Here is a 24,761-nt window from a genome sequence, read left to right on the forward strand (position 1 = left end):
CTGTGGCTGTCGTGAAAGACCGCAGGTCGGCCCGATGGTTGCCGACCTGCGGTTGGCAAAGCTCGACACATTCCCGGTTCACCCCTTCCAAGAGAAACGACTATGGCTAAATACATAAAGTGCGCCCGCAGTAACGGGCTGGTAATGAGTGAGCGCGTGTTTGAAGCGCCTCAGGCGCTGGGTAACTCAACGGTCTTCTGGGTTCAGGTACAGGAGCCACCGATGGGTGTTCATCCGGTATGGCGTCCAAACTGCCCCGAAGACCAGTTGAAATTCCAACCCTACCAGCGGGTACCGGACAGTGGCAACTCGCCCACGGTGATCACCGAAAATCAGGGCCAGTGGCAGCACTCCATCAGTGGCCTGTCTGCCCAGCAGTACGCCCAGGAAATTGCTGAGAAAGAGCACGATACGGAAACCTATCGCCTGATTAAAGAGTGGTGCAATGGCCAGTCTGAAGGCTGTGAAGAAGCATTTCTTAACCTGGGGGTCCTTAGTCATACCGACTCCCGTTATCAGGCATACCTTCAAGCCGTGAATGAGATCAAACGCATACGTCGGGCGATGTAAATTATGCCGTCTCACTCCCCAGTGCGAATTCACCGGGCAGCATTGAATCTATCACTGCCCGACGATCATGACCGGCAGCGGTTCAGTCGCCGTTTTGAGCAGGCCCTGCGCAGCAGCCTGGCGGCCATCCCTGATCGGCTGTTACCTCAGGTTGAGGAAACGCTTCATCTTGGCACCCTCAACCTGGATCTGGGCGAGCTGGACCTGCACAACGGGTCCCGGCTTGAAGGCCTGTTTCAGGAGCGACTGCAGCAGAGGTTGCTGGCACTGCTGAAACAGGCAGCCAGAGCAGCAGCACCTGCAGCGGCGACTGCCGCCCGGTCATACCCCAAACCGGCTGTTGAGTCGGAACCTGGTCGTTCCCGGCAGAACCCGCGCAGTCGGGCCATTGCCAGTGTCCGGCAGCAACTGCAGAACCTGTTTCGGCTGGCCGGTCAACAACTCCCCGCCGCAGGCTCTGCGGTTGCTGACCATAACCCGAAGAAACAAGCGACCACCGTCAACGAGATAAAAGCGCTCTGTGCTGATCTGGCGAGCGTCAGTCGGGGCACGCAGTTGCCGGCGGAACTGCGGACAGCACTGGCAAAACTGGTCACTGATCTGGAGTGCTGGCTATCCCCAGGGCCGGATACTGCTCATGCACTGTCAGAGATCAGCGAGTGCCTGAAACCATTGCAGCAGGCCTGTGCAGAATCCACTGATGCGATGGGTGCAAGCGATGAGCAGCTGTTGCTTCAGGTGCTGGACAAACCATTGCGGGCATCAGAGCCGAACCAGCCTGTGGCAGAGGTTTCCTGCATCGCGCTGGAAGGGGTGCTCAAGGCATTGGTCGTACGACGGCAACTGTCACCGGCCGTTGCCGGGCGGCTGGGACTCTGGCTGGCGCGTCAGGTGCAGCTGGCACCGGTTTTGCGACTGCGCAGAATGCAGGCTCTGCACCGCTACCTGAGATCCCATTCTGGCAAAACCGGTGAGCTGGTTACGGTACTGAGCCAGGAAGACAGTGTGGACGGGGCTGCGGTGGAGGATCATCATCCGAATACTGGCAATGCACTGTCCGCTGCGGAGTCCGGGGCTGTCAGAGTCAGTGAACTTTCAGAAGACTCTGCGCAGATATCGACCCGCGATCAGGACAGTGCAGCCGGGGTTGATCAGAAGACGCCTCAGCCTTTAAAAACAGTGGCAGCTTCAACGCCTCGTCAGCAGGCAATACCGCTGTCTGATAGTCCAGACGTCACCCACCGTCAAAATCTGGCTGAAAATTCTGACCCGCTGGCAGACAAAACATTCGCCAGACCGGAGCTGGTCTCCGCACCCGTCACTGTTTCCAAAGCACGTATCCAGTGGCTGGTTGATACCCTGCTGCGCGACCCGCAGCTGCCTTGTCAGCTGGCAGTCAGCCTCAGGCAGTGGCGGCAGCAGTATGAACAGTTGTCACCGTTGTCCCGCTACCGCTGGCTGGCTGCACTGCTGCAAGATGTTAAGCAGGGCAGGGAAGAGACAGGAACAGAGGCCCAGCGCGAGCATGACCCGGAAAAAACGACAACAATCGTTGAACCTGAATGGCATCGCCTGCAGCAACGGTTTATTACCAGCTGGGCCAGTGCACCGGTTCATACTCTGCATGCTGATTGGTGGCCGGCGGTGGAACCTTTTACTGAAACTCTGGCTGAGTCTGAAGACCGGTTGGTGTTGTCCAGAGCGATACAGCGGTTGTTTGTGGTGGCCTCGGTTGCGGCAGAACAACACACCGAGATGGCCAGTTGGCTACGGCGTTATCGCAAACGCTGGCAGCAGTGGCTCCGGCAGCTGGACCCGGCTTCGCCTGACCTGTCGTTTACCCTGCGAGCGCAGCTCTGGTCCGAGCCACAGGAAACACTGCCCGGCTGGTCCGCAGGGGCACTGGTGCTGATACTGGAACAGCAGATGGGTGAGGGTCGTTTAAAAATGGCGCGCAGCCAACGTGTGCTGGAACCGTTGAAGCAACTGGTCCAGGCCAGCAAAAGCAGCCCTGTGGATCAGCTGGCAGCCGCTACCCGTCACTGGCTGGCAGCAGCGCCGACTCTACCGGTGTCGTGCCGACAGGTGATTGAGCAACGATTGATGCAACCCGCCAGCTTGACCGCACTGAGTCTACAGGAAGTGTTGAAAGCCACAGGCAAACAGCTGGAGCAGGAAATGGGCGCCAAGGCCGGGCAACTGAGCCGCTGGCGACAACTGACCGCAGCGGTGTTAAACCGGCAACCGCCGGTTGAGATTGCCAAGATGGCTGAATCCCTGCCATTGCCAACGGCACCGGAAAGCCGTTCGCCAGTGACGTCCTCGGAAAAAATACCAGACACCCTTATTGAGCAGGGGCAGCAACTTCTGAAGGATTTGAAGCAGGCATTACGACCTGCACGGGTTTATCCGCTGGAACACGATTACCTGGTATCGGACTCCGGACTGGTGTTGCTCTGGCCACACCTTAGTCGTTTGTTTTCATCGCTGCTGGATGACAGTCAGCAATGGTTGAGTCCGCAGCACCAGTGGCAGGCGCTGGCACACTTGTTATATCTGGGCAATACCCTGCCTGATGAAGACGACCGAAGCCCAGTGGCAGCACTGTTGGTTGGCTTGTCACCGGATACCCCGATGCCCGAGCTGCCGACCCTGACCGAGTCTCAGCAGGCAGCGTGCGACCTGTTACTTGGTGCTGTGATCAAACAGTGGCGGGCGCTGAAAGCGATGGCCACCGGTGGCCTGCAGCAACTGTTTATCCAGCGTACGGGCTACCTGGATCAGACCGCTAACGGCTGGCGGCTGACCACCGAACACCAACCCCAGGACATTCTTATGCAGGCAGTGCCCTGGCCGGTGTCTGTCATCCATCTGCCGTGGATGGAACATCTGCTGGCAGTGGAATGGCATACCGGCCCCACAGGGTTGTGGAAACCCTTTCAATAAATATTTCTTAACCACAAAGATACCTCTTAAATGCTCCCAGGCTCGGTACTGGGAGTGAGAATATAAAAATAAGGACTCAATCATGGCTGAATCACTTACGGATACTTTGATCCGCCACGAAGGTATGCGACTTGAACCGTACCATGACACCGTCGGCAAGCTGACCATCGGCGTTGGCCGCAACCTGGACGACAATGGGATTTCAAGGGAAGAAGCATTGCTGTTGCTCAGCAACGACATTGATCAGGCCCGCTCTGAACTGCTGAGCTGTTATCCCTGGGTGGCCAGCCTGAACCAGACCCGGCAGGACGCGCTGATCAATATGGTGTTTAACCTGGGGATGCCCCGCTTCTCAAAGTTCCGCAAGATGCTGGCGGCTATGGAAGAGGGTGATTTTGAGCAGGCCGCACAGGAGATGCTCGATTCCCGTTGGGCCGAACAGGTGAAAGGACGTGCCATTGAACTGGCTCGCCGGATGGCAATGGGGAGTGTCTGATGAGCAGTGCGCACAGGGAATCCGATCACCGACTGCTCAGCGAAATGTCGGCTCTGGCCCGTCTGGTGGATGATGCCTGGCACATTGCCCGGCAGTCACCGGACGACGATGGTTATGAGAAGGCCGTCGATGACTGGTCCACCCTGAAGGTCGAGGTGTTGTCGGCCTTGGGACAGAGTCCGCTGATGCAGAATCTGCAGACCCATTTCGGGCTTCGCCAGTGGCAGTTGGCTCTGCTGGGGCTCTGTGCATTGCCACAGCTAGATCCCCGTTACCAGGCTGTTTATGCGGACTTGCATCCGGGCAGTCAGCCGGTGTCCTGTCTGGAACTGTTGATGAACCTGATCAGCGCCTTTCCTGAGCAAAAACGACAGTGGGTTAGCGAGTTTCTGAATGACAGTCCACTGGTGAGATGGCGACTGCTGCGTCTACCGGAAGGGGAGCAGCTGTCAGATAACTACCTGATGACAGCCCCGGTCTGGCTGGCTACCGACCTCCTGCAGCAATTTATGGGGGCGGGTTCAGGTGAAGCATTGGACAGCAGCCACGGTTGTCTGACCCGTGTGCCCGAAACGGCCCATCAGTGTCCCGCTGTGGCCGATCACCCAGAGTTGGCCAATGCACAGCTGGTTCAATTACAGGGCGAGGCGGGCAGTGGTCGTCGTACGCTGGTTCGTGCTATTGCGGGAGAGCGTCCCCTGTGGCAACTGGACAGTGAGCGACTGTTGCAGCACAGTGACTACCGCAGTGTGTTTGTGGATTGCCTGCGCTTTGTTGCCCTGAGCGGAGGTGAACTGGTGTGGCCTCAGGGCATGGAACTGTCGCACAGCAAAGCCGATCTGTGCCGGTTGCTGGCTCAGTGGCTGGCCATGCCCGGTAATCGCTGCTGGCTGCTGGAGCAGGATACCAGCCCCTGGCCAGATGCGCTGGCTGTATTGGCACCAGTCACTGTGGTACAGGAGCGACCGGATGTTACCACCGGTGCTGCCATCTGGCAGGCGCTGGCACAGTACTATCTGCCGGGTGCAGAGCTGGAAACGCCCGGGTTATGGACGACGGTAGCAGAGCATTACCAGCTGCAACCCGGAATTATGCTGCAGGTGCTGTTGAATCTGCGGGGAGTCCTGAAAGCCGGTGAACCGCTGCGGGCACAGCAAGTCTATCAGGCGTGCCTGAAGCAGACACCGGCTACACTATCGGGCCTGGCCAGCCGGGTAAACCCTGTCTATCAACTGGATGATGTGATCGTCAATGACGATACCCAGCGACATCTGCGGGAGATTACCCGCCGCTTTCAACAACGCCATACCCTTCAGGAGCGTAAGCTCAGTTCAACCAAAGGGCTGCTGGCCCTGTTCTGGGGTAAGCCCGGCACTGGCAAAACCATGGTGGCCGAGGCACTAGCGGATGAGGTGAAACTGCCACTCTATAAAGCCAACCTGGCCTCTATTTCCAGCAAATGGATTGGCGAAACCGAAAAGCATCTGGCGGTACTGTTTGACGACGCAGAGCGTCATAACGGGCTGTTGTTCTTTGACGAGGCCGATGCCGTGTTCTCCCGTCGCAGTCAGGTGGAAAACAGTCACGATAAGAATGCCAATCTCGGTGTCAGTTACCTGTTGCAGCGCATGGAACATTTCCACGGGCTGCTGGTGCTGGCCACCAACTTCAAGGGCAATCTTGATCCGGCCTTTATGCGACGGATGCATTTCAGCGTCGAGTTTACCCAGCCCAACGGTGAAGACCGGCTGAAAATCTGGCAGCACTGGCTGGATAAAGTCAGTACAGCAGACAATCTGGACGAAGGCTGGCTGGCTAAACACCTTGAGCTGTCCGGGGCACAGATCCGTAATATTGTTCAGCATTGTGCCTCACAGGCGATTGGCACCGGCAATGAACGTATCGACCGGGAACGTCTGGCCAGGGCGATCTACCGGGAGTCCCAGAAAAACGACAATAGCTTTCTTATTTCCACCCGGTTGGCCGACTGGTATGACCTCCGACAGTCTTGCCGGCCTGCCACTGAGCAGGGAGCCAGCTTATGAGTGATGACGATGAAGTGATTGAAACGACTCAGACCAGCGAAGTGTATGTGGCTCCGTTTGAGGCCGTATCGAAAGCAATCAAGGCACTGATTCGCCGTGATGCGCTGAGCCAGGAAAATGGTGGTGACCAGATCGAGGTCCGCTTTGATGTGCCGGACACCGACTTTATCAGCAGTTTGCCAGAATATCCGGTGGTCAACGTCTACCTCACCAGTTTTGCCGAGAACACCACCCGTCGCCAGAGTGAGCCTTTCCAGATGCGCAGCGTTGACAAGGATACCGGGCGCGGCGTGGTGGTTCGTCGGCCACGCTACATTGATCTGTTCTACATGATTTCGGTCTGGAGCCGCAGTCAGGAAGAGCGGGCGCTGGTTGAGCAGTATTTATTGTCCCGGCTGGTGCAGAGCCTGGGTAAATACGAAGTGATGCCGGAAGAATTGATGAAGGCCCAGAACTACGGCTATGGCGTTAGCATGCTGCAGATGCTGGGTGACGTTGACCGGAGAAGTCAGGGCGAGTTCTGGAGTGCCCTGGGTTCGGCACCCCGCCCGGCGCTGAACGTTCAGGTGACGGTGCCGGTGCCGGTACATGAGCCGGAAGATACGCCGTTGATTCTCGATATCAATCGCCATATCCGGGACTACGACACACTCATGCGGGACGAAACACCGCCCACCAGTGAGCCGAAAGCCTTGACCGGCCAGGTGGCGCTGAATGGCCTGGACTATCGCAACTTTTCCGTACAGGCCGTGCAGACCAGCACTCTGAGAATTGAACACCGAACCCTGAACTCTATTGGCCTATATGCTTTTAACTCTCTGGATCCGGGACAGTATATGGTGCGTTTGATGAATCAGAGCACTGGGGTAGGTATCCAGTCGGGATACTGTGAAATCCAGCAGGATGGTCAGGGGCAATTCATCACACAGGAGGTTAACTTTTCTACGATCTGATAAGAGACCTTCTGAAACGGTACAGACTTCTCATACGGTCTCTGAGCAACAGCGTATTGTCATGGACGACATTGTGCGATCAAGCAGCCTGGTGGGCTCGCCCGGCAGGCGGCGAGGAACATGGATATGAAACCGGGAACAGCAAACTGGAAAGGCGTTGTTGCCAGCGTCGCCCCAACCGTGGCGGGCATGCTGGGCGGTCCTCTGGGCAGTGTGGCCGTTAACCTGCTGGCGGAAAAACTGCTCGATGACCCCCATGCCAGCAAGGATGATATCGCCACGGCCCTGAGTTCCGCCCGGGTAGAAGACCTGAACAAACTGAAACTGCTGGAAAAGGATGTGCGTATTCAGCTCAAGGAACTGGGCATACGTGAACATCGTCTTTTTAATGATGACCGGGCTGATGCCCGTGCCCGTCAGTTGGCCAGCAAAGATGCCATGCCTGATATTCTGGCAGTGCTGCTGACCCTGGGATTTTTCGGTGTTATCGCCATTATGGTGAACGGTCAGGTGGTTTCCAGCAGCGAAGCGCTGATGCAGGTGATGCTCGGTTCCCTCTCCACCGCCTGGGTTGGATCCATGCAGTATTTTTTTGGCACTACCCAGTCCAGCCGCGATAAGAATAAATGGCTCTCGCGATAAACGTCCACCGGAGGATAGCCCCGTGTTTATGGAAAAACAGAAATTGGCCCAGAAAAAAACGGCGCCATTGATTCAGAAGAAAAATAACACCGGCCTGCCGGATAACGTCAAGGGCGGGATCGAGTCCCTGTCCGGCATGAGTATGGATCATGTGAAGGTGCACTATAATTCCCCAAAACCGGCGCAGCTCAATGCCCATGCCTACACCCAGGGCTCGGATATCCATGTGGCCTCTGGGCAGGAAAAACATGTAGCCCATGAAGCCTGGCATGTGGTGCAGCAGGCGCAGGGAAGGGTGAAGCCAACGACCTCTGTTGCCGGGCAGGCGGTGAATGATAATGCGGGGTTGGAGCGAGAGGCGGATGTGATGGGCGCGAGGGCTCAAAGTTTGGGAGGATAGAGCGCGTTTACACAATGGGAACGAGGCCTAATAAATTTCACATAAATCAGCTAATGCTTACTATGTAAGAGATGAGATATGTACGCATGTATTGAAGAGCAAAGGAAAAGAGTAAAAGTTGGAAGTTTTGAACTTAATAAAATTAAAATTGGTTTTAATGAAAAATTAAAGCAATTTAAAAAAGTTAACGGAGGTACAGTACTTGGAAACATTAGTTCGACAGATTACCCACAGACAGTTAAGCATATCACTGAGTCTATTGATGAGGGAAATGCAAGTCAGGTTACGATAAATAGACCTAACGCATCATCTAATAGGAAACAATCCCTAGCCAATATTGAAACGATCAAAGGAACTGATAGGGATGAGTGGCCGATGGCTATGTTTAGTGAGGGTGGCAAAGGTGCCAGCGTTATGCACATAGATCCTTCAGATAATAGAGGAGCAGGATCAAAAATAGCTCAGATTCTTAAACAACAGCCTGATGGTGAGAAAATAGATTTCTCAGTACAAAACAATGGTGCTTCCATTCAACTCTAATAAGCTAAGGATAAGTAATATCTTAAGCCATTTTTATTGCTATTTTTTTGATATCGGGTTGATGTCCGTTGGCATGACTATTTAACTGAATTCAAAAGTTTATGGGTTCCCTTCCTGAAGACGTGGGCGTTTAAATATGACTCCGAAATTCATTATTCAACATCAGTAAAATTGAAGGTTTAAAATATGTATGCACAACAGGAAAAACTATATGTGAAAAGACGGAAAAATATTCAAATGATAATAAATTCTTTGAATACGTCTCGATCTGAAATAGCAAATAATGATCCAATACAACTAATAAGAAATGTAACGCATGATACTGTGAATTTTACTTTTGATGGCACCGGTGCAAAAACTCGTCCAGCACCACCAGGTACACCCACCAATCCAATTGGGCGGTCCGCCTGGCCAAATCAAATGATTGCTGCGAACCTTATTACTGGGACAAACAATAATGGAATGTATCAAAGTGGTCATCAGATTGCCCATCGATTTAATGGCAGTGATGTGGGTGATAATGTAGCAGCCTGGCCAGATAACCAGGAAACAGCGTACTCCGTTGAAGAAAATAAAATTGATATGGGGCTGGCAGCCAATCGGGTGAATGAGCACGGTAAACTGTCAGTAACTACTGGTTATTACGCAAGTAAATTGGTTTTGTATGAGATGGTCGATGAATGTTTAGATGCCATGCGGGCTCATCTACAAACCCAGGCTAATTGGGATAATTTGAATGCTGGATCAGCGAATGCTCACCCACCCTCTCAACCTACGGATGCTGAATTACTTGAAGGGTTGACGAACTTATTTAATACGCAGCAATATCAGGTGACGGATGATAATGTTGCCAATACAGTAAAAATGAAATACGAAGCGAAAAATGGGAGTAAGGTGAATGCCGCAAGGTCATTTGAGTACAGTGATTATTCTATAGACTTACCAACCTGGACAACCAACCAACTACACTGGCGTAACTATCTTCTGCAAAATAAACCAAGAATATCGGTGGGCGGCGAAAACTTTCGTCTAGAGCGCTGAAGTAATTTTGGCTTCTTATTATACCTCTTGTATGGCTCTACCGTGATAAGAAAGCAATAGACACCATAAAAAGAATACTATGACACCTTCAAACAACTGGCCCAGCCCCCGCGAGATCCAACGCAACGGCAACCACCCTTATAAATTCAAAATAACCGAAGACTACCACTGGGAATCCGGTTGGATTCTGTCTGAACCTTTTGATTCCCGGTGGCTCAGTATTTCAACCAGCGGGACGATCACAGTAAAGGCTAACGACAGTGGTTATGCCTGGGATGGCTGTACGCCGAAATGGAGCCTGCTGAACTTGTGGGTCATTGGTACGCCCGACGGGCATATCAACCATCGCACCATGAAGCCTTACACGTATTATGCGTCGCTGGTTCACGATGCCCTTTATCAGTATCTGGATACGGTGCCGGTGTCGAAACAAGTCATCGATCAACTGTTTCTGACCATGCTGGGTGATTTCAAACCCCGCCTTGTTTATTACCTGGCGGTTCGTCTGCTGGGTGGACGGGGTGTCGTAGGTCGATAATTCCTACCGACAATAAAACCAACCGAATGCCGTTTTTATCGGGTAATTGTCGGCACCCCTTCGGGTTACCGACCTACGTTGTTTGTGTTTAAACCATCATTTGTGACAACACCTACCTCGTTCACCACTGTGAGTGTGGGAACGAGAAAAAATAAAGTTCGAACTATCCAATGGGTTGCTGCCGTTAGCCCTCAATTCCCTCAATCACCAATTAATTCCAACAGGAAGGATTCCCTATGCCTGACAACCAAGATTCCGATCAGAAAGTCCTGATAAAAGGCTATCTTGCTCCGGGAAAAAAACCGACGGGCGATCAGTTTGCTGCATTTGTCGATCTGGCCACTGATGCCTCCGAGTTGTCTGGCACGGTAACCGCCGGGCAAACGCTGGCGATTCCCGGCAGTAAAATCAGTGGCAGCATGGATCTCGGCGCGGCTTCCACGTTGACAGCGACAGAGTTCGTTGGCAATGGCTCCCAGGTTACCGACCTGAGCAATACCAGTCTGCCGGATGATATCGATCTCTCTGGTCGAGGCACCGGTACTATTAAAGCCACGTCGTTTGAAGGCAACGGTGGCAGCCTGACCAACCTGAGCGCTGCCGAGTTGTCTGGCACGGTATCTGCCGGACAAGTACTGGATATTCCCGGCAGCAAAATCAGTGGCAGTATGGATCTCGGCGCGGCTTCCACGTTGACAGCAACAGAGTTTGTTGGCGGCGGCTCCCAGGTTACCGATTTGAGCAATACCAGCCTGCCGGATGATATTGACCTGTCCGCTCGTGCCACAGGTACGATTAAAGCCAAGTCATTTGAAGGAAGCGGTGCCAGCCTGACCGACCTGAACAATACCAGCCTACCGGATGATATTGACCTGTCCGCTCGCGCCACAGGTACGATTAAAGCTAAGTCGTTCGAAGGTAATGGTACCAGCCTGACCGACCTGAACAATACCAGCCTGCCGGATGATATTGATCTGTCCGCCCGTGCCACGGGTACGATTAAGGCTAAGTCGTTCGAAGGTAGTGGTGCCAGCCTGACTGACTTGAACAATACCAGCCTGCCGGATGATATTGATCTGTCCGCCCGTGCCACGGGTACGATTAAGGCTAAGTCGTTCGAAGGTAGTGGTGCCAGCCTGACTGACTTGAACAATACCAGCCTGCCGGATGATATTGATCTGTCCGCCCGTGCCACGGGTACGATTAAGGCTAAGTCGTTCGAAGGTAGTGGTGCCAGCTTGACTGACTTGAACAATACCAGTCTGCCGGATGATATTGATCTGTCCGCCCGTGCCACGGGTACGATTAAGGCTAAGTCGTTCGAAGGTAGTGGTGCCAGCTTGACTGACTTGAACAATACCAGTCTGCCGGATGATATTGATCTGTCCGCCCGTGCTACAGGTACGATTAAAGCCAAGTCATTTGAAGGCAACGGTGCCAGCCTGACTGACCTGAACAATACCAGCCTGCCGGATGATATTGACCTGTCCACTCGTGCCACTGGCACTGTTAAGGCCAAGTCGTTTGATGGCAATGGTGCGAATATTACCAACCTCGATGCCCGTCATCTCTTCAAAGCTATTCTGGCGGATAACGATGCAGGCCTGCAGGTTGCCATTGATGGTCTGGCCGATGGCGAAATGCTGGCCGTTTATCAAACCACACCAGCACCGTAACCGGAGGCCGCATGATTTATCTCAATCAGGGGGCGCTCAGCAGCCTGTATCTACGACCAGAGTCGGATACTAAAGTCTGCAGGGTTCAGCGTCTGTTGGTTCGCACGGCCAGTGGTCCACATGAAGTCTGGCTTTACCCAACCGTTGGCAGTGAACTGGCTAACTGGAATGGCGGTGAGCTGGTGTTTGGTGGACGAGGTGTGTTGTATACCAATAACACCAGTACGTCTATTGACCAGAACTTTATTGTGCCTGCTCATGTAGGGCGCCTGCATATGGTGGCTATTGGTGCCGGAGGCAGTGGCAGTGCATCGGCCTATGGCGGCACGGGCGGTGGCGGTGGTGCGCTGGCAACGTTGCTGAATTTACCGGTGACGCCGGGGGATGTGGTTAATCTGACGATTGGCGCCGGTGGTACTGGCGGGCTGAAGTATGGCTCATCAGGCTCCGGACAGGCCGGTGGTAATACGGTGATCAGCGGTTTTCTCACCGCAGGCGGTGGTCAGGGTGGAGCCAGCGTGGGTAGCAATACACCCAATGTTTTTGGTGGTGCTGGCGGCATTCCGGTAATAAACGATCTTGGTGCACGGTCTACCTACACGATCTCTTATACCGGCATCGGCGGCAAAGGCGGTGATTATCACGATTCCGATCCGAACGGTTCTGGTAGCTCCAATTCCTGCGGAGGAGGAGGAGCCGGCGGTTATGGTGTGGGCAGTGACGGCTCTGGTGCGGTTGGTGGAGCTGGTGGCGGCGTCAATACCGGGTCCATCTCAGGCAGCGGCACCAACGGTGCTGGCGGTGGCGGTGGCAGCTGTGGCGGTAATAGCGATGTAACTCATGGTGGGCGTGGTGGAATAGGCGGCGGTACAGGTCCCTTTGGTAAAGGTACAGAGGGCGCAGGTGTGCTTGCCATCGAAGAACCCGCAACCGATAGCAATGCTTTTCAAATCGGCAATGAGGGACTTTCCGGCAGTGAGAACAGCACGTATACCGACCGGGTATACGGCGGTGGTAGTGGGGGTATGGATACTGACACAGCTTCACCGGCAGAACAGACCGAGCCAGGTCAGGGCGGAGCTATCCTGATCTGCTGGGGGCCACCGGTCAGCGTATAAATAATGAATCAAAAAAGCGTTTACTCATACCAGGCCTCAAGTGATGCACTGCTCCACGGTTGATGCGCCAGAGGAGTGATATTGTGGCCAACAATAAAGTACAGGTAGAGCAGGCCTTTCGGTCGGGAAAAAAGCCCAGCGAGGATGACTTCCGCTCATTCATTCAACTGGCTACCGATGCCGGTGCGCTGGATGCCGGCACGCTGAACCCTGAACGATTGCCTGCAAACCTGAACCTGGCCAGCGCGCACGACGGGCAAACCACGGCCATCACCGCAGGACGTTTTACCGGTGACGTGGATCTGATCCAGCAGAAAGATGTCACCAATATTCGGGGGGCTGAAACACCTTACAACAGCCTGAGCAAGATTGCCGATGCGATGGCCGGTTATGCCGGCCAGCTGGCCGATCTGGCCCGGATTGATACCGATAATCTCGATGCTATCCGTGGTGGTGTGCAGGCTTCCCACGACAACCTGCAGAAAATAAAAACAGCGATGGACACTATTCAGCAGGATGTCGATGCCAATGAAGCTTCAGCAAACAGTGCTGTCAGCCAGGCCGAAATCAATGCGGTCAGCACCCTTCGGGGCGCTGTGAGTTCGACCTACGATACCCTGAAAAAGGTAGAAGACAAGCTGATTGCAGTGGATCAGCAAATTACACAGTTGCACTCTGGTGGTGACAGTCAACCGTCGTCTTCTTATGTGGCGGAGATCAGCGGTAAAGGCGCCACCATTCTGGCAACCACTCACGCTCAAGGTGCTTACCCTGGGCTCATTGCCCAGTTTTATGATAGCAGTGGCCGGTTGATGCACGGTGTGGATTTGGTCAATACCAACGGCGATATCCACTGGGCAACCACAGCGCCGGTTGAGGTGGGTAGTTATGTGGTGATTCGTTAACCACAGAGATAATAAAGCCCACAAAGGAAAGAAAAGTTTTTTCTTAGTGTGCTTTATGATCTCTGTGGTTCAAAAAAATCATCCGAATTTGCAACCCTGTTTCCGACAGGAGTGCAGATAAACCAGTGATCAATAGATGTTTGATGATCACTGAGCGTCGTTAAATAAGCAGGGAGAAGCCCCATGGCAGAAATAGAATATGTCAATGATGTCAACCTCAATGGTCGGGATATTGTCAACATCACCGGTGCTTCGGTCGGTTACCAGAAACTGTCCGAGATTGCTGTAAAAGCTGAAGCTAACGCGAGTGATATCGCCACCCTACAGAACGATGTGAGTGCTAATCAAAACTACTCGGAAGGAGTTTCTGGCACCACCGGTACGATCACTGCAGTAACCCATGGTCTGGGTGCCATCCAGGCGCTGATCGTGCAGATTTATGACGACGCGAATAACCTGGTGCACGGAGCACAGATCAATAACACCGCCGGTGATATTACCTGGACCACCACCGCTACCATGGCGGCAAACAGTTACATTGTGATTGGTCGTTAATAAGGCTGAAGCCCAGCCGCCTTCCGGTTTGCGCCCCATGCCCGCTGGGCATAGCGGCGTGAATTCGGGATACTTGGTCGGGGTTTTGTATTTTCATCAACATCTACTTAAGAAACATTCAGAGAATGATGAAATAATTGGAACTTTTGTATTATTTAATGAACTAATCAGTACATATTGAATGAGCGTACAGTAACTTCCAGTGCATGCCCTTACCACCAATGTCTTAATTTTTGACGATAAATGATGTGGTACGATTTATAAAAATTTCAATGGAAGAAATGATAAGTCAAATAAAACAAAGCATTGAAGAAACCGATTTTTTTGAAAAGTCCTTGAATCCAGGCTGCCGTAAAAACAATCATCAGGCTTGTTATAACCATGGAGTAAAAGCGTTATGTCCAGACTTACCGATAGCCCGAGTTCCAGTGGCCATCTTTTTTTAAAGCATAACGCCGACATTGTTCATGAAACGTCGGGTCGTCCAGAGAATACACCGGTAATGAGAGCTGGTCGGACGATCAAAACCGCAGTTCGACCGGATACGGGCGAAAAGAAGCCGCGTGTCAGCCAAAGGTCAACCTTTGGGACAGCACCCCGATTTCAAGAGACATTCATAACGTCTAACGGATTATCAGGTATTTCCATAACCGGTCGGAACGCGTGCCATGCAACTCAGGGGTGTTCAAAGAACACATCGGTAACGAGAAGTATACGGACGGCCACCAGTGAAAAGTGGGCTGATAAGCATCTGGATCATAAAACCGCAGTTATTGAGAAAGACCTGACGAACAGTTCTGGTCCAAACAGTTTTGAGAGAACCCCTGTTGACATGAAAGCCCTCAGGGAAATATCCCCTGCCGCTTTTGACCCTGAGATTTTAGATGGTGGTTACGGCAGTACAGACACGCTTAGTAATGTAACGGACATTGAAGACTTTGAAGAAGATATATTTGAAGATGATAACCTTGATGAAGAACAGCTTGAGGTTATACGAGAAAGGTGGAAAGCTGAAACTCGGGAGTTGCTTGAGAAAATAGAGGCAATGCGGAAAGCTGAAGCCAGTAACACGGTTTTACCGGTTGAATTAATCAATCAGCATCACCGCCTGAAACAACGTGATGATTACAAATTGTTTGAATCTCGTTTCAATCAGGATTTGCCGCTCTTTATGACGAGTGGCAGCGCAAGTATGCAAGTCTACCGTGAGTTAAACCGGTTAATGAATGAGAATGGGTTTGACAAAAGCCGGCTGGAAGATAAAGCCTCAAAAGAAATCTTCGATATTTTATGGGATGAAAAAATCATAACCATGGATCTCATTCTTTCTTTTTTACGGCCAGCTCCGGGTAGTAGTTACAGCCCTGTAAATATATCCAAAGATGTCGATTTAGAAGGTTCACCTTTCTGGTAAATGACTCATATCTCTACCGGGAAAGGTGTGAATAATCCCCGCTGTATTTTCTAAATTCCTATTGCGCTGTCGAGCTGAACAGAAATTCTGTGTTGAAGTTCCTCGCCATAGCGATGGCTATGACTCGTCACTTAGCCTTTATGCCCTATGGGTATTGCCTTTTTGTCCAGCTCACCATGCTCATAACGGGTTTAGAAAACTAAATTGGTATAAAGCCCGCACTAAACGCTCAATTAGCCATGAGACCTCATGGCTGATTGGTAGCCTGATATTGAAATGGCCAACAGGACAGCAACCCATGACGGAATATGCCAGCGATATTGCTCCAAAGCTTGAGCAGGCCGCCCCTGCGGTGGTCGCAGAACCAAAGCCCAGAAACACACCTCAGATGACAGCCCCTGCACCGGCTGCTTTGCAGTTGATGGCGCAGAACTCGGTGCTTGGACAAAGCCGAAGTGCTGTCGTACAACGGGCTGTGCGTAAACCGAAACCCCGTCGCAGTGTGGCAGCGGACTCGGGCGATAAGCCCAAGTTTGAGATCTATGTGCCCGCAAAACACAGTTACAGTAAAAAAGAGCTGACCGGTAACGACGCTTTTAAGTTTGCTCAACAGCAAAACAGCACTTTTGTCAGCAATAATATGCCTCGGGGTTATGCCCTGAAGCTGGACCATAAAAACAAAACCTGGCATCTGGTCGGCCCCCTGGGGGGAACGCTGGAGGAAGCGAGAGCTGTGCTCAAAGATTTCCGGTTCAAGGGGAAGGTGCTATTGCGGGGGGTACCGGATAACCTGGGGAAGACGGACAAGGACAAGGACAAGGACAAGGATAAGGATAAGGATAAGGACAAAGACAAGGACAAAGAAGAAGATAAAAAAGAGGAGGAAAAGATTAACCGGTTTGATGCAAGCGACGGATTTGTCCCAGAGAAAAAAGGCTTCGCTCCGAAAATCTCCAGCAAATACCTGGATAACGAGGGTAATGTCACCCGCACCGATGACGCTGACCAGACATTCACCGCCTTGGGCAAGGTAAAGCGGGTCGAATTCGAGCAGCTCAGTAAAGACAAACAACAGATAGTGGGCAATGCCTCAACCCTGCGGGAGCGGGTCAACAGCCTGGAGGCCGCAGCCGCTATGGACACCTCTGTCGCCAGCAGGCTGTATGGCGTACCGGCGAAAGTGGCCGCCGCAGCGACTGGAGAGATGCTGGCTCAAGGCACCATTGACTGGAGTCAGGAACTGCCAGCCAGTGCATTGACGCCACTCAGCAACCTGATGCAGCAGGCTGGGCTGGGCAAAGAAGACTTCCCCAAACTGCTGGATAACAAAAACAGCCTGGAAGACAGCGACACCGACGAGCTGTCGGTGCCTGACAAAGCCGCTGCCCGGGAGCGGTTTCAGCCCAACTCGGCAGCCGCACGGCAACTCCGACAGGCTCTGGGGCATGCCCGTGCCGGGGAGATCTGGAGTGGCCTCAGGGGGTACAGTAATGGCTACTTCGGACTGGCGGGCAGTATCCTGAAAAGTGAAGCGCTGCCACGACGGAACACATCGGCCAGCAGCCTGAAACCATCGCTGGTCAAAACTGCCGGTAATGGTGGGGTCGCCATCAATGGATCGGCGCTCTCCGTCTCCTGGCTGGGTGATAAAACCCATAAGGACTTCTGGTCCGGCAAGGCCGATGCGCTGTCATAAAGATCTTGAGAAAAGAAATATTAACCACAGAGATCACAAAGTGCACAAAGGTAAGAAAAGCTTTTCTTAGTGTGTTTTGTGATCTCTGCGGTTAAAAAAATACCCCCCAAAGTGTCCGTAAAAAGCCCAGCAAAGTTCACCCGGGCTGTTAACGCCAAATAGCGTTGTTCCCCCTTGTTGACCTCGATAAAAAAGGGTTTGGGTAACAAGGGAAGAGATCATGGAACTATCAGTTTATATCCAGAAACACAGTGACCAGCAGGTCGCCGAACTGCTGCAGGTGCCGGTGCGCACCGTCGCCTCCTGGCGTCGATTGGAACGGGCGCCGAAAACCCTGCAGGCGCTGAACATTATCCAGAAATCTGCCGGTATCGTGACATGGGAAGGCATCTACCAGCCCTATGCACGACACCGGGTTCGTCGGAATGACCGCCTGACTCACCCATCCTGAGGAGAGGCTATGCATCCGGCACAATTCCTGCTGTTGCTGAACCTCAAAAGCCCATCCTTAACCAGGCAATCCGCCAGCCATAACTGCTGGCAGTGGCAGGATGTGGCTGCCGCCCTGAGCATGGGGCAGTTGTCACCCCTGGCCATTGAGCTGGGCAGGGCCAAATACTGTGAAGACGAAGACAGTTGTCAGAATCTTTTACGACAGATGCAGGCTGTGGTTCAGAAACAGGCACGGCAGCACCGGTGGCGCGCCCATAAAACCCTGTTACCGCAGCTGGCAAAACTGGCGGTGTACGAAATGCTCTCGGCGCAGTTGTGCAAAAGCTGCCGTGGGCGGGGCGTCACCCGACGTGGTATCACCTGTACGGACTGCAAGGGGCAGGGGCGCCAGCCACTCAAGGCAGCACAGCGATATCACTTTGCGGGTATCGATAAACGCAACTGGGAGCGTCGCTGGCATGACCGCTATGAAGTGGTGTATGGCTGCCTGTGCGAAGCCGAAAGCCAGTTGCTCAGTCATCTTTCATGGCAGCTGAACGATGGAAGCACAGCTAAATAAACCGGTCACCCTCGGGCCACCGGTAGACGATGAGATTCGGGCGTTTGTCCCATACTCGCCAGAGGCCAGCGCGCTCTGGTCATTCTCCGGGCAACAGGGAACGCTGCCCGAGCCCTCAGGGATGAGAGAGGAACACACCATGGATAAATCCAGTGGCTCACAATGGAAAGAGCTGGTGGGCAGTGTGGCACCCACCCTGGCCGGTATGCTGGGTGGTCCGCTGGCCGGAGTGGCGGTCAGCATGCTGGCCGAAACCCTGCTGGACGACCCCCAGGCCACAGAAGACGACGTTGCCTCAACACTCAGTGCCGCCCGGGTGACGGACCTGAACAAGCTGAAGAATCTGGAGAAAGACGTACGGGTTCAACTTCGTGAACTGGGCATCCAGGAACAAAGCCTGATCAACGACGACAAGGCCGATGCCCGTGCCCGCCACCGGGAGCTGCGGGACATGATGCCCGGCGTTTTGTCCGTACTGCTGACCCTGGGTTTCTTTGGGGTGCTGGCGGCACTGATCACCGGTCAGGCCGACCCCGGCAATGAAGTGGTGTTGCAGGTGATGCTCGGTTCGCTCTCCACCGCCTGGATCGGTTCCATGCAGTTTTTCTTTGGCACCACCCAGTCCAGTCGGGATAAAAACCGGTTACTGCTGAGATGAGCCTGCCTCTGTCGGACACTACGTTACTAGGGGAGTTACCGCTGTTCCGCTTCGGTCAGGAGACGACCACGGCAATACAGCCCATGGCTGACGCTCATTATCCCGGCTGCAGTTTTACCCTGGGTAACCAGGCAGTGCAGTCGGGGTTCTGGGCGTTGGCACGGAGCTGTTATCACACCGGTATCCGCCATTACGGTGAACGGCTGGCCGCACGGTACAACCTGGCCCTGTGTGATCTGGCAACCGGCCAGCCGGAACGGGCCATGACACAACTGACCCGTGCACGACACCTGTTGGCGGGTGATGCCGCAGCTGGTGGCTCACCTGATAAACAGCGGATAGAACAGCGAATGGCGGAGTTGGCCGCTATTGAACAGTACTGGAAGCAGTGTTCATGGTTTACGCCGGGTAATGCCAGCAGTAAGCACATGAGCCTGGAGCCATTGCAGGAACGTCATCTGCCAGCACTGCCTGGCCTGATGGAAAGCTCAGCTTTTGCCCGGTGGGCCAACCTGCCAATGGTTCAAGCTGATGTTAAGGGAGAGAGCTGGTGGTCTAAATGGCAGCAGAGCGCCAGCTACGATCTGGCTGTCGTACACCATGACTTCGGTTTGATGGGGCTGTGTGGTCTTAGTCGTATCAATGAGGTGGCCTACTTCTACATCTGGTTGGGGTATAACAACCCACAGTCAGCGCTGGCCACAGAAGCCACGCTGCTGGCTCTGCGGCAAATGAGTAACCTGAGTGTGGGTAACCTTTGCACTGCAGTGTCGGAAAAGAACGTTTCAACTCGACGGGCTCTGCATCAGGCTGGTTTTGAGCAGTTGAATGGCCGTGGTCATTCGGGCGATGAGGCTGTGTTGTTTTATGGTTGTGACCTGGAGCAGGGCAGTGATCAGTTGGATACGCAAGCGCGTATGCAGGGTTGGCTGGATGTGGGGTTTTGAATTGCCGTTGTTTTGTTCACCACAGAGACTCAGAGAGCACAGAGAAAAAAGCGTTGATTCTTATCTCCATGTTCTCTGAGTCTCTGTGATAAAAAAGGAGGTTATTTCGGGACGTATCTTTAAAAAAACACTTCACTTTCCCCATTCCCATTCCCATTCCCCTCTTCTCTTTTTCCTTTTCACATACCCCTTATCCCTACAGCCCCAATCCTTATGGCAGTATATCATCCCCAAAAAAACCTAAGAAATGTAAGGATATGTTGTTTAATGATACTATTTTAGGCCTATGAAATTACACACTATTAGTTGTGCAAAAGAATGTTGTCAGACTACTCCTGAAAATGTCTGGATGGGCGGTAGAGTGGGTTTCAGTCGAGACAAATAAATGTAGAACTCAAAGCTCTGGAGATCGAAGTTTCTGTTTCTATCTGCCTACTCCATTGATATTGAGATAATGCAAACAGCTTAAAAATTTAAGTAATATTGCGCCGTTTTCTTTTATAAAAAAGTTGAAGAAAATCATAAAAAATTGAAAGATTAAGTCTAGACTAAAAAGGTTTAAAGTTTGGTTCTAATAAAAGAGCACGTTCTACACATTGTTATAACTTTAAAAAACCTTTAAATAATATTATTGATACAGAGTGTGTATCTTGTAATTGGATTATATGCGAATGTGGAGCTTGTGGGTGTGGTTATGGTGCAACCTGAAAATAGGGACTTAACAAGAATTTTTAGTTCGTTTCGGGGCTGCGCCCCTCCACCTGAAGCCGCCGTCGGAGGCGCAGCTGAAATTGGCATTAAATTAATATAGAGACTTGGATGTGTTAAATAAATATCTAAAAAAGCGAGCGATAAAAAAGTATATTTATATGATGTCACCAGAACTTTCAAAAAGATACGGAGCATTGCCGGAATACACTGTGTTTCAGCTAGAAGCAACAACGAAGAGTTGTGGCTTATCAGAGAAATATATTCCTTATGCAATTGCTCTGTTTAGGGAAAATGAATCTGAAAATACTTTGAAGCGCTATCAAATTGATCAGAGCTTCTTGGAGGTATTAAGGAAAGAAATATCACAATGGTTCTTTGCGGGGTATTCATACACAACGAAGGACATAATGAGTTTAGCAAAGCCTAAAGGTTGGCGTGGTGGGTACAACACAGACGCCCTTTCTAATGTATATGGCCAAAATAGCAGATATTAAACTTAACAAGCTGCTGCTGGGGAAAATGTACTTCCTCCGTTTTAGTGGATAATAACATCCAATTTAAACGGGGGGCTTTATGTTTGCTTACAAGGCTGGTAAAAAGACCAGGCAATACACCAATAATTTTAAAGTCACTGCTGTGCTGCTGACCTATAAACCCAATAAAATGATCAAAGATGTAGCTGAATATTTGGATATACATCCTTTCATGTTGCTCGCTGGTGTTTACACAGTAAAGCATCAGTAAGAGATAACGATGAGTTGATATTTGATCAGCTATTGAAAGTTAAACTTTTATATGAATAAGATATTCTTTCTAAGGAAGAGTTCGAGCAGAAAATGAAAGAGCTTATAAAAAAGATATAAAACTGAGAAAACAGGATCAAGCCTTTCATTGTCTATTAATTCAAAGTGAAAAATTTGTCCTCGGCCTTTTTTAAAGTCACAGGCTACTGACTTATTAAAAGAGAAATACTTCAAAACAACACATATACCACAATTATAAAATCAAGGCTCACACCATCTCTGACGGCTTTCACCCGCATAAGGTCTGGCTGTCCCGGCCTGTAGGTGCATGTCGGTCAAGCTCACTCCATCCACATAGATATCAGCAATAACCCTAAAATACTTCCACCGACGTATATCTCGGAGTTCAATCACATGTACATTATCCAGGGCTTCCACTGTCAGCTGTTTGGCGACCAGTGCAAGATCCTTCTCCTTCTGACACTTGCCCTTAATCTCAGGGGCATCAAAGCCGTATGCTCGAATGGGCATCCGCTCGCCAATAATGGCTGGCCATCCATCGATATTTACTTTGAAGGTATCAGCGTCATAAACCGGGGTCACCTCTTTGACGATGATGGTTCCGTAACTTTTTTTATCTGCTGAATAAACCGTACTACTGAGGATGAGAAACGAAAGCAGGGCTTGACGATACATCGTGAAAACAGCCTTTTTGTTCGATCTGGCTGTTATATAGAATAGCTTTGCTTGTAGAGAGTTGGGTGAGTTTGACGTGAGATTTTTAAAACCTGATGGGCCGGTTTTTTGAAAACCGAAGGCAGCGCTTGAATCCTGCATTATGATAAAATGTATGGCCGGATTCCTGATAAAAGTTGGGGTCAGGTCTTTCATTGTTTCATGTATTTAAAATGAAAAACCTGTCGCCAGCCTTATTGTTGCAGTTCGTACGGTTTAAATACCATGAGTGTTTTATGAAAATTTGCATGAGGCGATGTAGGTGTGATTGATTTTCTAAGATATGCTGATGGCGGAATATTTTCCACATCGCGAATGTTTAGATAAAGGGTGGATTCGACACGTAACCTGAATGCAGTTTCATCGTAAGTGCGGTGTATGTCTTTCCATTTCCATGGGTAAATAGTTTTGTCTTCTGGTTCTTGGCATTCAAAGGTTACATTACTTTGAGGGTCAGATTTAACAAATATTTCTACCCTTCGAATTTTATTAACGGATGATGCTGCTTTCCATAATTTATTGATGTCGAATTCTTCAATTCTTCCATGATTTACGACTATGATGCAGTTGGCAATTAAGTCATAACCAATCGCCACCGCAGCATGTTCTGACCATTGTTTTGTAAATGAACTATCAGGGCTTAGTGTTTTATTCACTTGTGCAAAAATAACAACTGGAAAACCATTGTTTATATTGTCGACAATGTAATTTAAATATTCATTTAGACTTTTTGCTGATAATTTTTCACTGGAAAAATTAACTCTTCCTGCTAGCGTTTCCAGTACTTCAGGTGAAGCAATTTCCCCCTGCACACTACCCGATTTTTTGGCATGTTCTCTAAGTGATGTTGATTTGTTTGTTATCCAGACTTTTTCACCATTTGTTTGAAAAAATAACTGCTTTTTGTAAGTTGGCATATAGGTGCAGAAGCCATGCTGCGAAAAATAATCATATACAGTCGCGAATGCCGCCAATTTACATGTCTCACCTTTTTGAACGAATGTGAGATCGTAAGGAATTGTGTGTGACGTTGTCATTCTCATTTCTTGAAAAGGGACACTCATATTATGATAGTGTCTATGTAAATGATTCTGGATAACTGCCCCATGAGCTAGAAGGTTTAGCCTTACGGCTGCGGAATTAACAGTATCATTGCAGTAAAACCCTGAAAGGAAAAGCTGTCTTTTTAAAGTATCAACCTCACGTTGCATTTCCTCATTTAATCGTAATAATTGTTGGTTTCTTTTAATAAGGTTTGTTTCTGAGTCGTATCGTGCCTCACTACTTAAAGATTCATCGCTATCCTCTGATAGGTTATGAATGGCCATCATGTAAAGGTCACTTGAGCACATCGATAACTGGCTTATGCTTCTTTCGGTTAACTCAGTGAGTTCTGTCTGCTGGTCAGAATTTTTGGGAGTAAGAGGCTCAAATGAAGAATGACAGGTTCTCTCCGGCAGGCTGGGGCTGGGTACATAGATATTTGGCAGTGATTTTGTAATCAATTTTTATACGTCCGTTAGTTTAATTGTTTATGGATAGAAACACGTGGTTTTTAATGGTTTCTGGTAATACTTGTGAGGATTTACAGGTTTATTTTTGGCTCCAACTCAGTCTGACAATTTTCTTTGTATGATGTTCTGAAAAAAACGGGGTTTTAAGTAGTTGGGCAGGTGGAATCAACTATTTCTGACTGAGTGGACAGCTAATGTGCAAGATGCAACGGAGGTGAGAACAGGAATCAGGCCTTTCATTGAGCATCAGTTCAAAATGAAATACTTGCTCTCAGTCTCTTTTATAAAGCTAGAGACTGCTGACTTATCAAAAGAGAAATACTTCAAAAGAACTTATACACCACAATTATAAAATCAAGGTTCACACCATCCCTGACGACTCTCACCGGCATAAGGCCTGGCTGTCCCGGCCTGTAGGTGCATGTCGGTCAAACTCACGCCATCCACATAAACATCCGCAATAATTCGAAAATACTTTCCCCGCCGTATATCCCGAAGTTCAATCACCTGTGCATTGTTCAGGGCCTCCACTGTCAGCTGTTTGGCGACTAGGGCAAGGCCCTTCTCCTTCTGGCACTTGCCCTTAATCTCAGGTGCATCAAAGCCGTAAGCTCGAACGGGTATCCGCTCGCCGATAATGGCTGGCCATCCATCGATATTTACTTTGAAGGTATCAGCGTCATAAACCGAGGTCACTTCTTTGACGATGATGGTCCCGTAGCTTTTTTTATCTGCTGAATAAACCGTGCTACTGAGGATGAGAAATGAAAGCAGGGCTTGACGATACATCGTAGATGCAGCCTTTTTGTACGATTTGGCTGTTATATAGAATAGCTTTGCTTGCAGATAGTTGGGTGAGTTTGACGTGAGATTTTTAAAACCTGACGGGCAGGTTTTTTGAAAACC

At 50.7% G+C, this 24,761-nt stretch carries 25 protein-coding genes; 22 read left to right on the forward strand and 3 right to left on the reverse strand.

The annotated features are described in order from the left end of the window. The first annotated feature begins 102 nt into the window (after positions 1-102). The 22 genes from GV64_RS10555 (at position 103) to GV64_RS26260 (ending at position 21,607) form a co-directional block, all read left to right on the forward strand. On the forward strand, positions 103-570 hold the full coding sequence (locus GV64_RS10555) for a hypothetical protein (RefSeq protein WP_020582789.1): 468 nt from the start codon (positions 103-105) through the stop codon (positions 568-570). A 3-nt stretch (positions 571-573) separates the two neighbouring features. Continuing rightward, positions 574-3,516, forward strand: coding sequence for a contractile injection system tape measure protein (locus tag GV64_RS10560; protein ID WP_020582790.1), 2,943 nt, complete (start codon positions 574-576; stop codon positions 3,514-3,516). Positions 3,517-3,598: 82 nt separating this feature from the next. Continuing rightward, a complete protein-coding gene (locus GV64_RS10565; RefSeq protein ID WP_020582791.1) occupies positions 3,599-4,012 on the forward strand; it encodes a glycoside hydrolase family protein in 414 nt (137 codons plus the stop codon). Next, positions 4,012-6,057 carry an ATP-binding protein gene (locus GV64_RS23750; RefSeq protein WP_020582792.1) on the forward strand — a complete coding sequence of 682 codons (2,046 nt, stop codon included), beginning with the start codon at positions 4,012-4,014 and terminating at the stop codon, positions 6,055-6,057. Before GV64_RS10565 ends, GV64_RS23750 begins: the two co-directional genes overlap by 1 nt. After that, positions 6,054-7,010: a DUF4255 domain-containing protein gene (locus GV64_RS10575; protein ID WP_020582793.1), complete on the forward strand. Its 957-nt coding sequence runs from the start codon at positions 6,054-6,056 to the stop codon at positions 7,008-7,010. Before GV64_RS23750 ends, GV64_RS10575 begins: the two co-directional genes overlap by 4 nt. A gap of 120 nt (positions 7,011-7,130) precedes the next feature. Continuing rightward, positions 7,131-7,652 carry a hypothetical protein gene (locus GV64_RS10580; protein WP_020582794.1) on the forward strand — a complete coding sequence of 174 codons (522 nt, stop codon included), beginning with the start codon at positions 7,131-7,133 and terminating at the stop codon, positions 7,650-7,652. A gap of 28 nt (positions 7,653-7,680) precedes the next feature. After that, entirely contained in the window at positions 7,681-8,052 is a 372-nt protein-coding gene (locus GV64_RS10585) for an eCIS core domain-containing protein (protein WP_020582795.1), read from the forward strand. 78 nt (positions 8,053-8,130) lie between these two features. Continuing rightward, entirely contained in the window at positions 8,131-8,592 is a 462-nt protein-coding gene (locus GV64_RS10590) for a NucA/NucB deoxyribonuclease domain-containing protein (RefSeq protein WP_020582796.1), read from the forward strand. A gap of 186 nt (positions 8,593-8,778) precedes the next feature. Further along, the gene (locus GV64_RS10595; protein WP_152554011.1) at positions 8,779-9,633 is read left to right on the forward strand and encodes a hypothetical protein; all 855 of its coding nucleotides are present in this window, start codon (positions 8,779-8,781) and stop codon (positions 9,631-9,633) included. A gap of 79 nt (positions 9,634-9,712) precedes the next feature. Continuing rightward, positions 9,713-10,171, forward strand: a complete 459-nt coding sequence (locus tag GV64_RS10600) for a hypothetical protein (RefSeq protein ID WP_020582798.1) — start codon at positions 9,713-9,715, stop codon at positions 10,169-10,171. Between the two features lie 236 nt (positions 10,172-10,407). Continuing rightward, positions 10,408-11,847 (forward strand): hypothetical protein, encoded by a 1,440-nt coding sequence (locus GV64_RS10605; protein WP_034844201.1) that lies wholly within the window; start codon positions 10,408-10,410, stop codon positions 11,845-11,847. An 11-nt stretch (positions 11,848-11,858) separates the two neighbouring features. After that, a complete protein-coding gene (locus GV64_RS26120; RefSeq protein ID WP_051087815.1) occupies positions 11,859-12,965 on the forward strand; it encodes a hypothetical protein in 1,107 nt (368 codons plus the stop codon). An 83-nt stretch (positions 12,966-13,048) separates the two neighbouring features. Beyond that, positions 13,049-13,870, forward strand: a complete 822-nt coding sequence (locus tag GV64_RS10615) for a hypothetical protein (RefSeq protein ID WP_152554012.1) — start codon at positions 13,049-13,051, stop codon at positions 13,868-13,870. Positions 13,871-14,053: 183 nt separating this feature from the next. Beyond that, the gene (locus GV64_RS10620; RefSeq protein ID WP_020582801.1) at positions 14,054-14,425 is read left to right on the forward strand and encodes a hypothetical protein; all 372 of its coding nucleotides are present in this window, start codon (positions 14,054-14,056) and stop codon (positions 14,423-14,425) included. An 832-nt stretch (positions 14,426-15,257) separates the two neighbouring features. Further along, positions 15,258-15,839, forward strand: coding sequence for a hypothetical protein (locus tag GV64_RS24695; RefSeq protein ID WP_152554013.1), 582 nt, complete (start codon positions 15,258-15,260; stop codon positions 15,837-15,839). A gap of 298 nt (positions 15,840-16,137) precedes the next feature. Further along, complete coding sequence (locus GV64_RS25620; protein WP_020582803.1) at positions 16,138-17,535, forward strand: hypothetical protein; 1,398 nt, start codon at positions 16,138-16,140, stop codon at positions 17,533-17,535. 220 nt (positions 17,536-17,755) lie between these two features. Beyond that, positions 17,756-17,986, forward strand: coding sequence for a hypothetical protein (locus tag GV64_RS10635; protein ID WP_020582804.1), 231 nt, complete (start codon positions 17,756-17,758; stop codon positions 17,984-17,986). A gap of 9 nt (positions 17,987-17,995) precedes the next feature. Beyond that, positions 17,996-18,547, forward strand: a complete 552-nt coding sequence (locus tag GV64_RS10640) for a metallophosphoesterase family protein (protein ID WP_020582805.1) — start codon at positions 17,996-17,998, stop codon at positions 18,545-18,547. Between the two features lie 139 nt (positions 18,548-18,686). After that, entirely contained in the window at positions 18,687-19,205 is a 519-nt protein-coding gene (locus GV64_RS10645; protein ID WP_152554014.1) for a hypothetical protein, read from the forward strand. Beyond that, positions 19,202-20,152: a GNAT family N-acetyltransferase gene (locus tag GV64_RS10650; protein WP_081622134.1), complete on the forward strand. Its 951-nt coding sequence runs from the start codon at positions 19,202-19,204 to the stop codon at positions 20,150-20,152. The genes GV64_RS10645 and GV64_RS10650 overlap by 4 nt, the downstream gene beginning before the upstream one ends. A gap of 821 nt (positions 20,153-20,973) precedes the next feature. Then, positions 20,974-21,357, forward strand: a complete 384-nt coding sequence (locus GV64_RS10655) for a DUF6559 family protein (RefSeq protein ID WP_020582808.1) — start codon at positions 20,974-20,976, stop codon at positions 21,355-21,357. A 79-nt stretch (positions 21,358-21,436) separates the two neighbouring features. After that, entirely contained in the window at positions 21,437-21,607 is a 171-nt protein-coding gene (locus tag GV64_RS26260) for a transposase (protein WP_020582809.1), read from the forward strand. A gap of 260 nt (positions 21,608-21,867) precedes the next feature. Here GV64_RS26260 and GV64_RS10665 read toward each other — a convergent pair whose 3' ends face one another. The 3 genes from GV64_RS10665 to GV64_RS10680 all read right to left on the reverse strand — a co-directional run bounded on the left by GV64_RS10665 (position 21,868) and on the right by GV64_RS10680 (position 24,644). Continuing rightward, positions 21,868-22,302 (reverse strand): thermonuclease family protein, encoded by a 435-nt coding sequence (locus GV64_RS10665; RefSeq protein ID WP_026258289.1) that lies wholly within the window; start codon positions 22,300-22,302, stop codon positions 21,868-21,870. A gap of 233 nt (positions 22,303-22,535) precedes the next feature. Beyond that, positions 22,536-23,846 carry a hypothetical protein gene (locus tag GV64_RS10670; protein WP_020582811.1) on the reverse strand — a complete coding sequence of 437 codons (1,311 nt, stop codon included), beginning with the start codon at positions 23,844-23,846 and terminating at the stop codon, positions 22,536-22,538. A gap of 363 nt (positions 23,847-24,209) precedes the next feature. Beyond that, on the reverse strand, positions 24,210-24,644 hold the full coding sequence (locus GV64_RS10680; protein WP_026258290.1) for a thermonuclease family protein: 435 nt from the start codon (positions 24,642-24,644) through the stop codon (positions 24,210-24,212). Positions 24,645-24,761 lie beyond the last annotated feature (117 nt).

This window comes from Endozoicomonas elysicola (genome assembly GCF_000710775.1).
Lineage (GTDB): Bacteria > Pseudomonadota > Gammaproteobacteria > Pseudomonadales > Endozoicomonadaceae > Endozoicomonas > Endozoicomonas elysicola.

Excerpts from the sequence above, each read along its gene's own strand:
- GV64_RS23750 (WP_020582792.1), top strand. The coding sequence starts at position 4,012 with ATGAGCAGTGCGCACAGGGAATCCGATCACCGACTGCTCAGCGAAATG.
- GV64_RS10635 (WP_020582804.1), top strand. The coding sequence starts at position 17,756 with ATGGAACTATCAGTTTATATCCAGAAACACAGTGACCAGCAGGTCGCC.
- GV64_RS25620 (WP_020582803.1), top strand. The coding sequence starts at position 16,138 with ATGACGGAATATGCCAGCGATATTGCTCCAAAGCTTGAGCAGGCCGCC.
- GV64_RS10600 (WP_020582798.1), top strand. The coding sequence starts at position 9,713 with ATGACACCTTCAAACAACTGGCCCAGCCCCCGCGAGATCCAACGCAAC.
- GV64_RS10640 (WP_020582805.1), top strand. The coding sequence starts at position 17,996 with ATGCATCCGGCACAATTCCTGCTGTTGCTGAACCTCAAAAGCCCATCC.
- GV64_RS10650 (WP_081622134.1), top strand. The coding sequence starts at position 19,202 with ATGAGCCTGCCTCTGTCGGACACTACGTTACTAGGGGAGTTACCGCTG.
- GV64_RS10665 (WP_026258289.1), bottom strand. The coding sequence starts at position 22,302 with ATGTATCGTCAAGCCCTGCTTTCGTTTCTCATCCTCAGTAGTACGGTT.
- GV64_RS10645 (WP_152554014.1), top strand. The coding sequence starts at position 18,687 with ATGGATAAATCCAGTGGCTCACAATGGAAAGAGCTGGTGGGCAGTGTG.
- GV64_RS10620 (WP_020582801.1), top strand. The coding sequence starts at position 14,054 with ATGGCAGAAATAGAATATGTCAATGATGTCAACCTCAATGGTCGGGAT.
- GV64_RS10555 (WP_020582789.1), top strand. The coding sequence starts at position 103 with ATGGCTAAATACATAAAGTGCGCCCGCAGTAACGGGCTGGTAATGAGT.
- GV64_RS10595 (WP_152554011.1), top strand. The coding sequence starts at position 8,779 with ATGTATGCACAACAGGAAAAACTATATGTGAAAAGACGGAAAAATATT.
- GV64_RS10575 (WP_020582793.1), top strand. The coding sequence starts at position 6,054 with ATGAGTGATGACGATGAAGTGATTGAAACGACTCAGACCAGCGAAGTG.
- GV64_RS10680 (WP_026258290.1), bottom strand. The coding sequence starts at position 24,644 with ATGTATCGTCAAGCCCTGCTTTCATTTCTCATCCTCAGTAGCACGGTT.
- GV64_RS10560 (WP_020582790.1), top strand. The coding sequence starts at position 574 with ATGCCGTCTCACTCCCCAGTGCGAATTCACCGGGCAGCATTGAATCTA.
- GV64_RS26120 (WP_051087815.1), top strand. The coding sequence starts at position 11,859 with ATGATTTATCTCAATCAGGGGGCGCTCAGCAGCCTGTATCTACGACCA.
- GV64_RS24695 (WP_152554013.1), top strand. The coding sequence starts at position 15,258 with ATGAAAGCCCTCAGGGAAATATCCCCTGCCGCTTTTGACCCTGAGATT.
- GV64_RS26260 (WP_020582809.1), top strand. The coding sequence starts at position 21,437 with ATGTTTGCTTACAAGGCTGGTAAAAAGACCAGGCAATACACCAATAAT.
- GV64_RS10565 (WP_020582791.1), top strand. The coding sequence starts at position 3,599 with ATGGCTGAATCACTTACGGATACTTTGATCCGCCACGAAGGTATGCGA.
- GV64_RS10590 (WP_020582796.1), top strand. The coding sequence starts at position 8,131 with ATGTACGCATGTATTGAAGAGCAAAGGAAAAGAGTAAAAGTTGGAAGT.
- GV64_RS10580 (WP_020582794.1), top strand. The coding sequence starts at position 7,131 with ATGGATATGAAACCGGGAACAGCAAACTGGAAAGGCGTTGTTGCCAGC.
- GV64_RS10585 (WP_020582795.1), top strand. The coding sequence starts at position 7,681 with ATGGAAAAACAGAAATTGGCCCAGAAAAAAACGGCGCCATTGATTCAG.
- GV64_RS10605 (WP_034844201.1), top strand. The coding sequence starts at position 10,408 with ATGCCTGACAACCAAGATTCCGATCAGAAAGTCCTGATAAAAGGCTAT.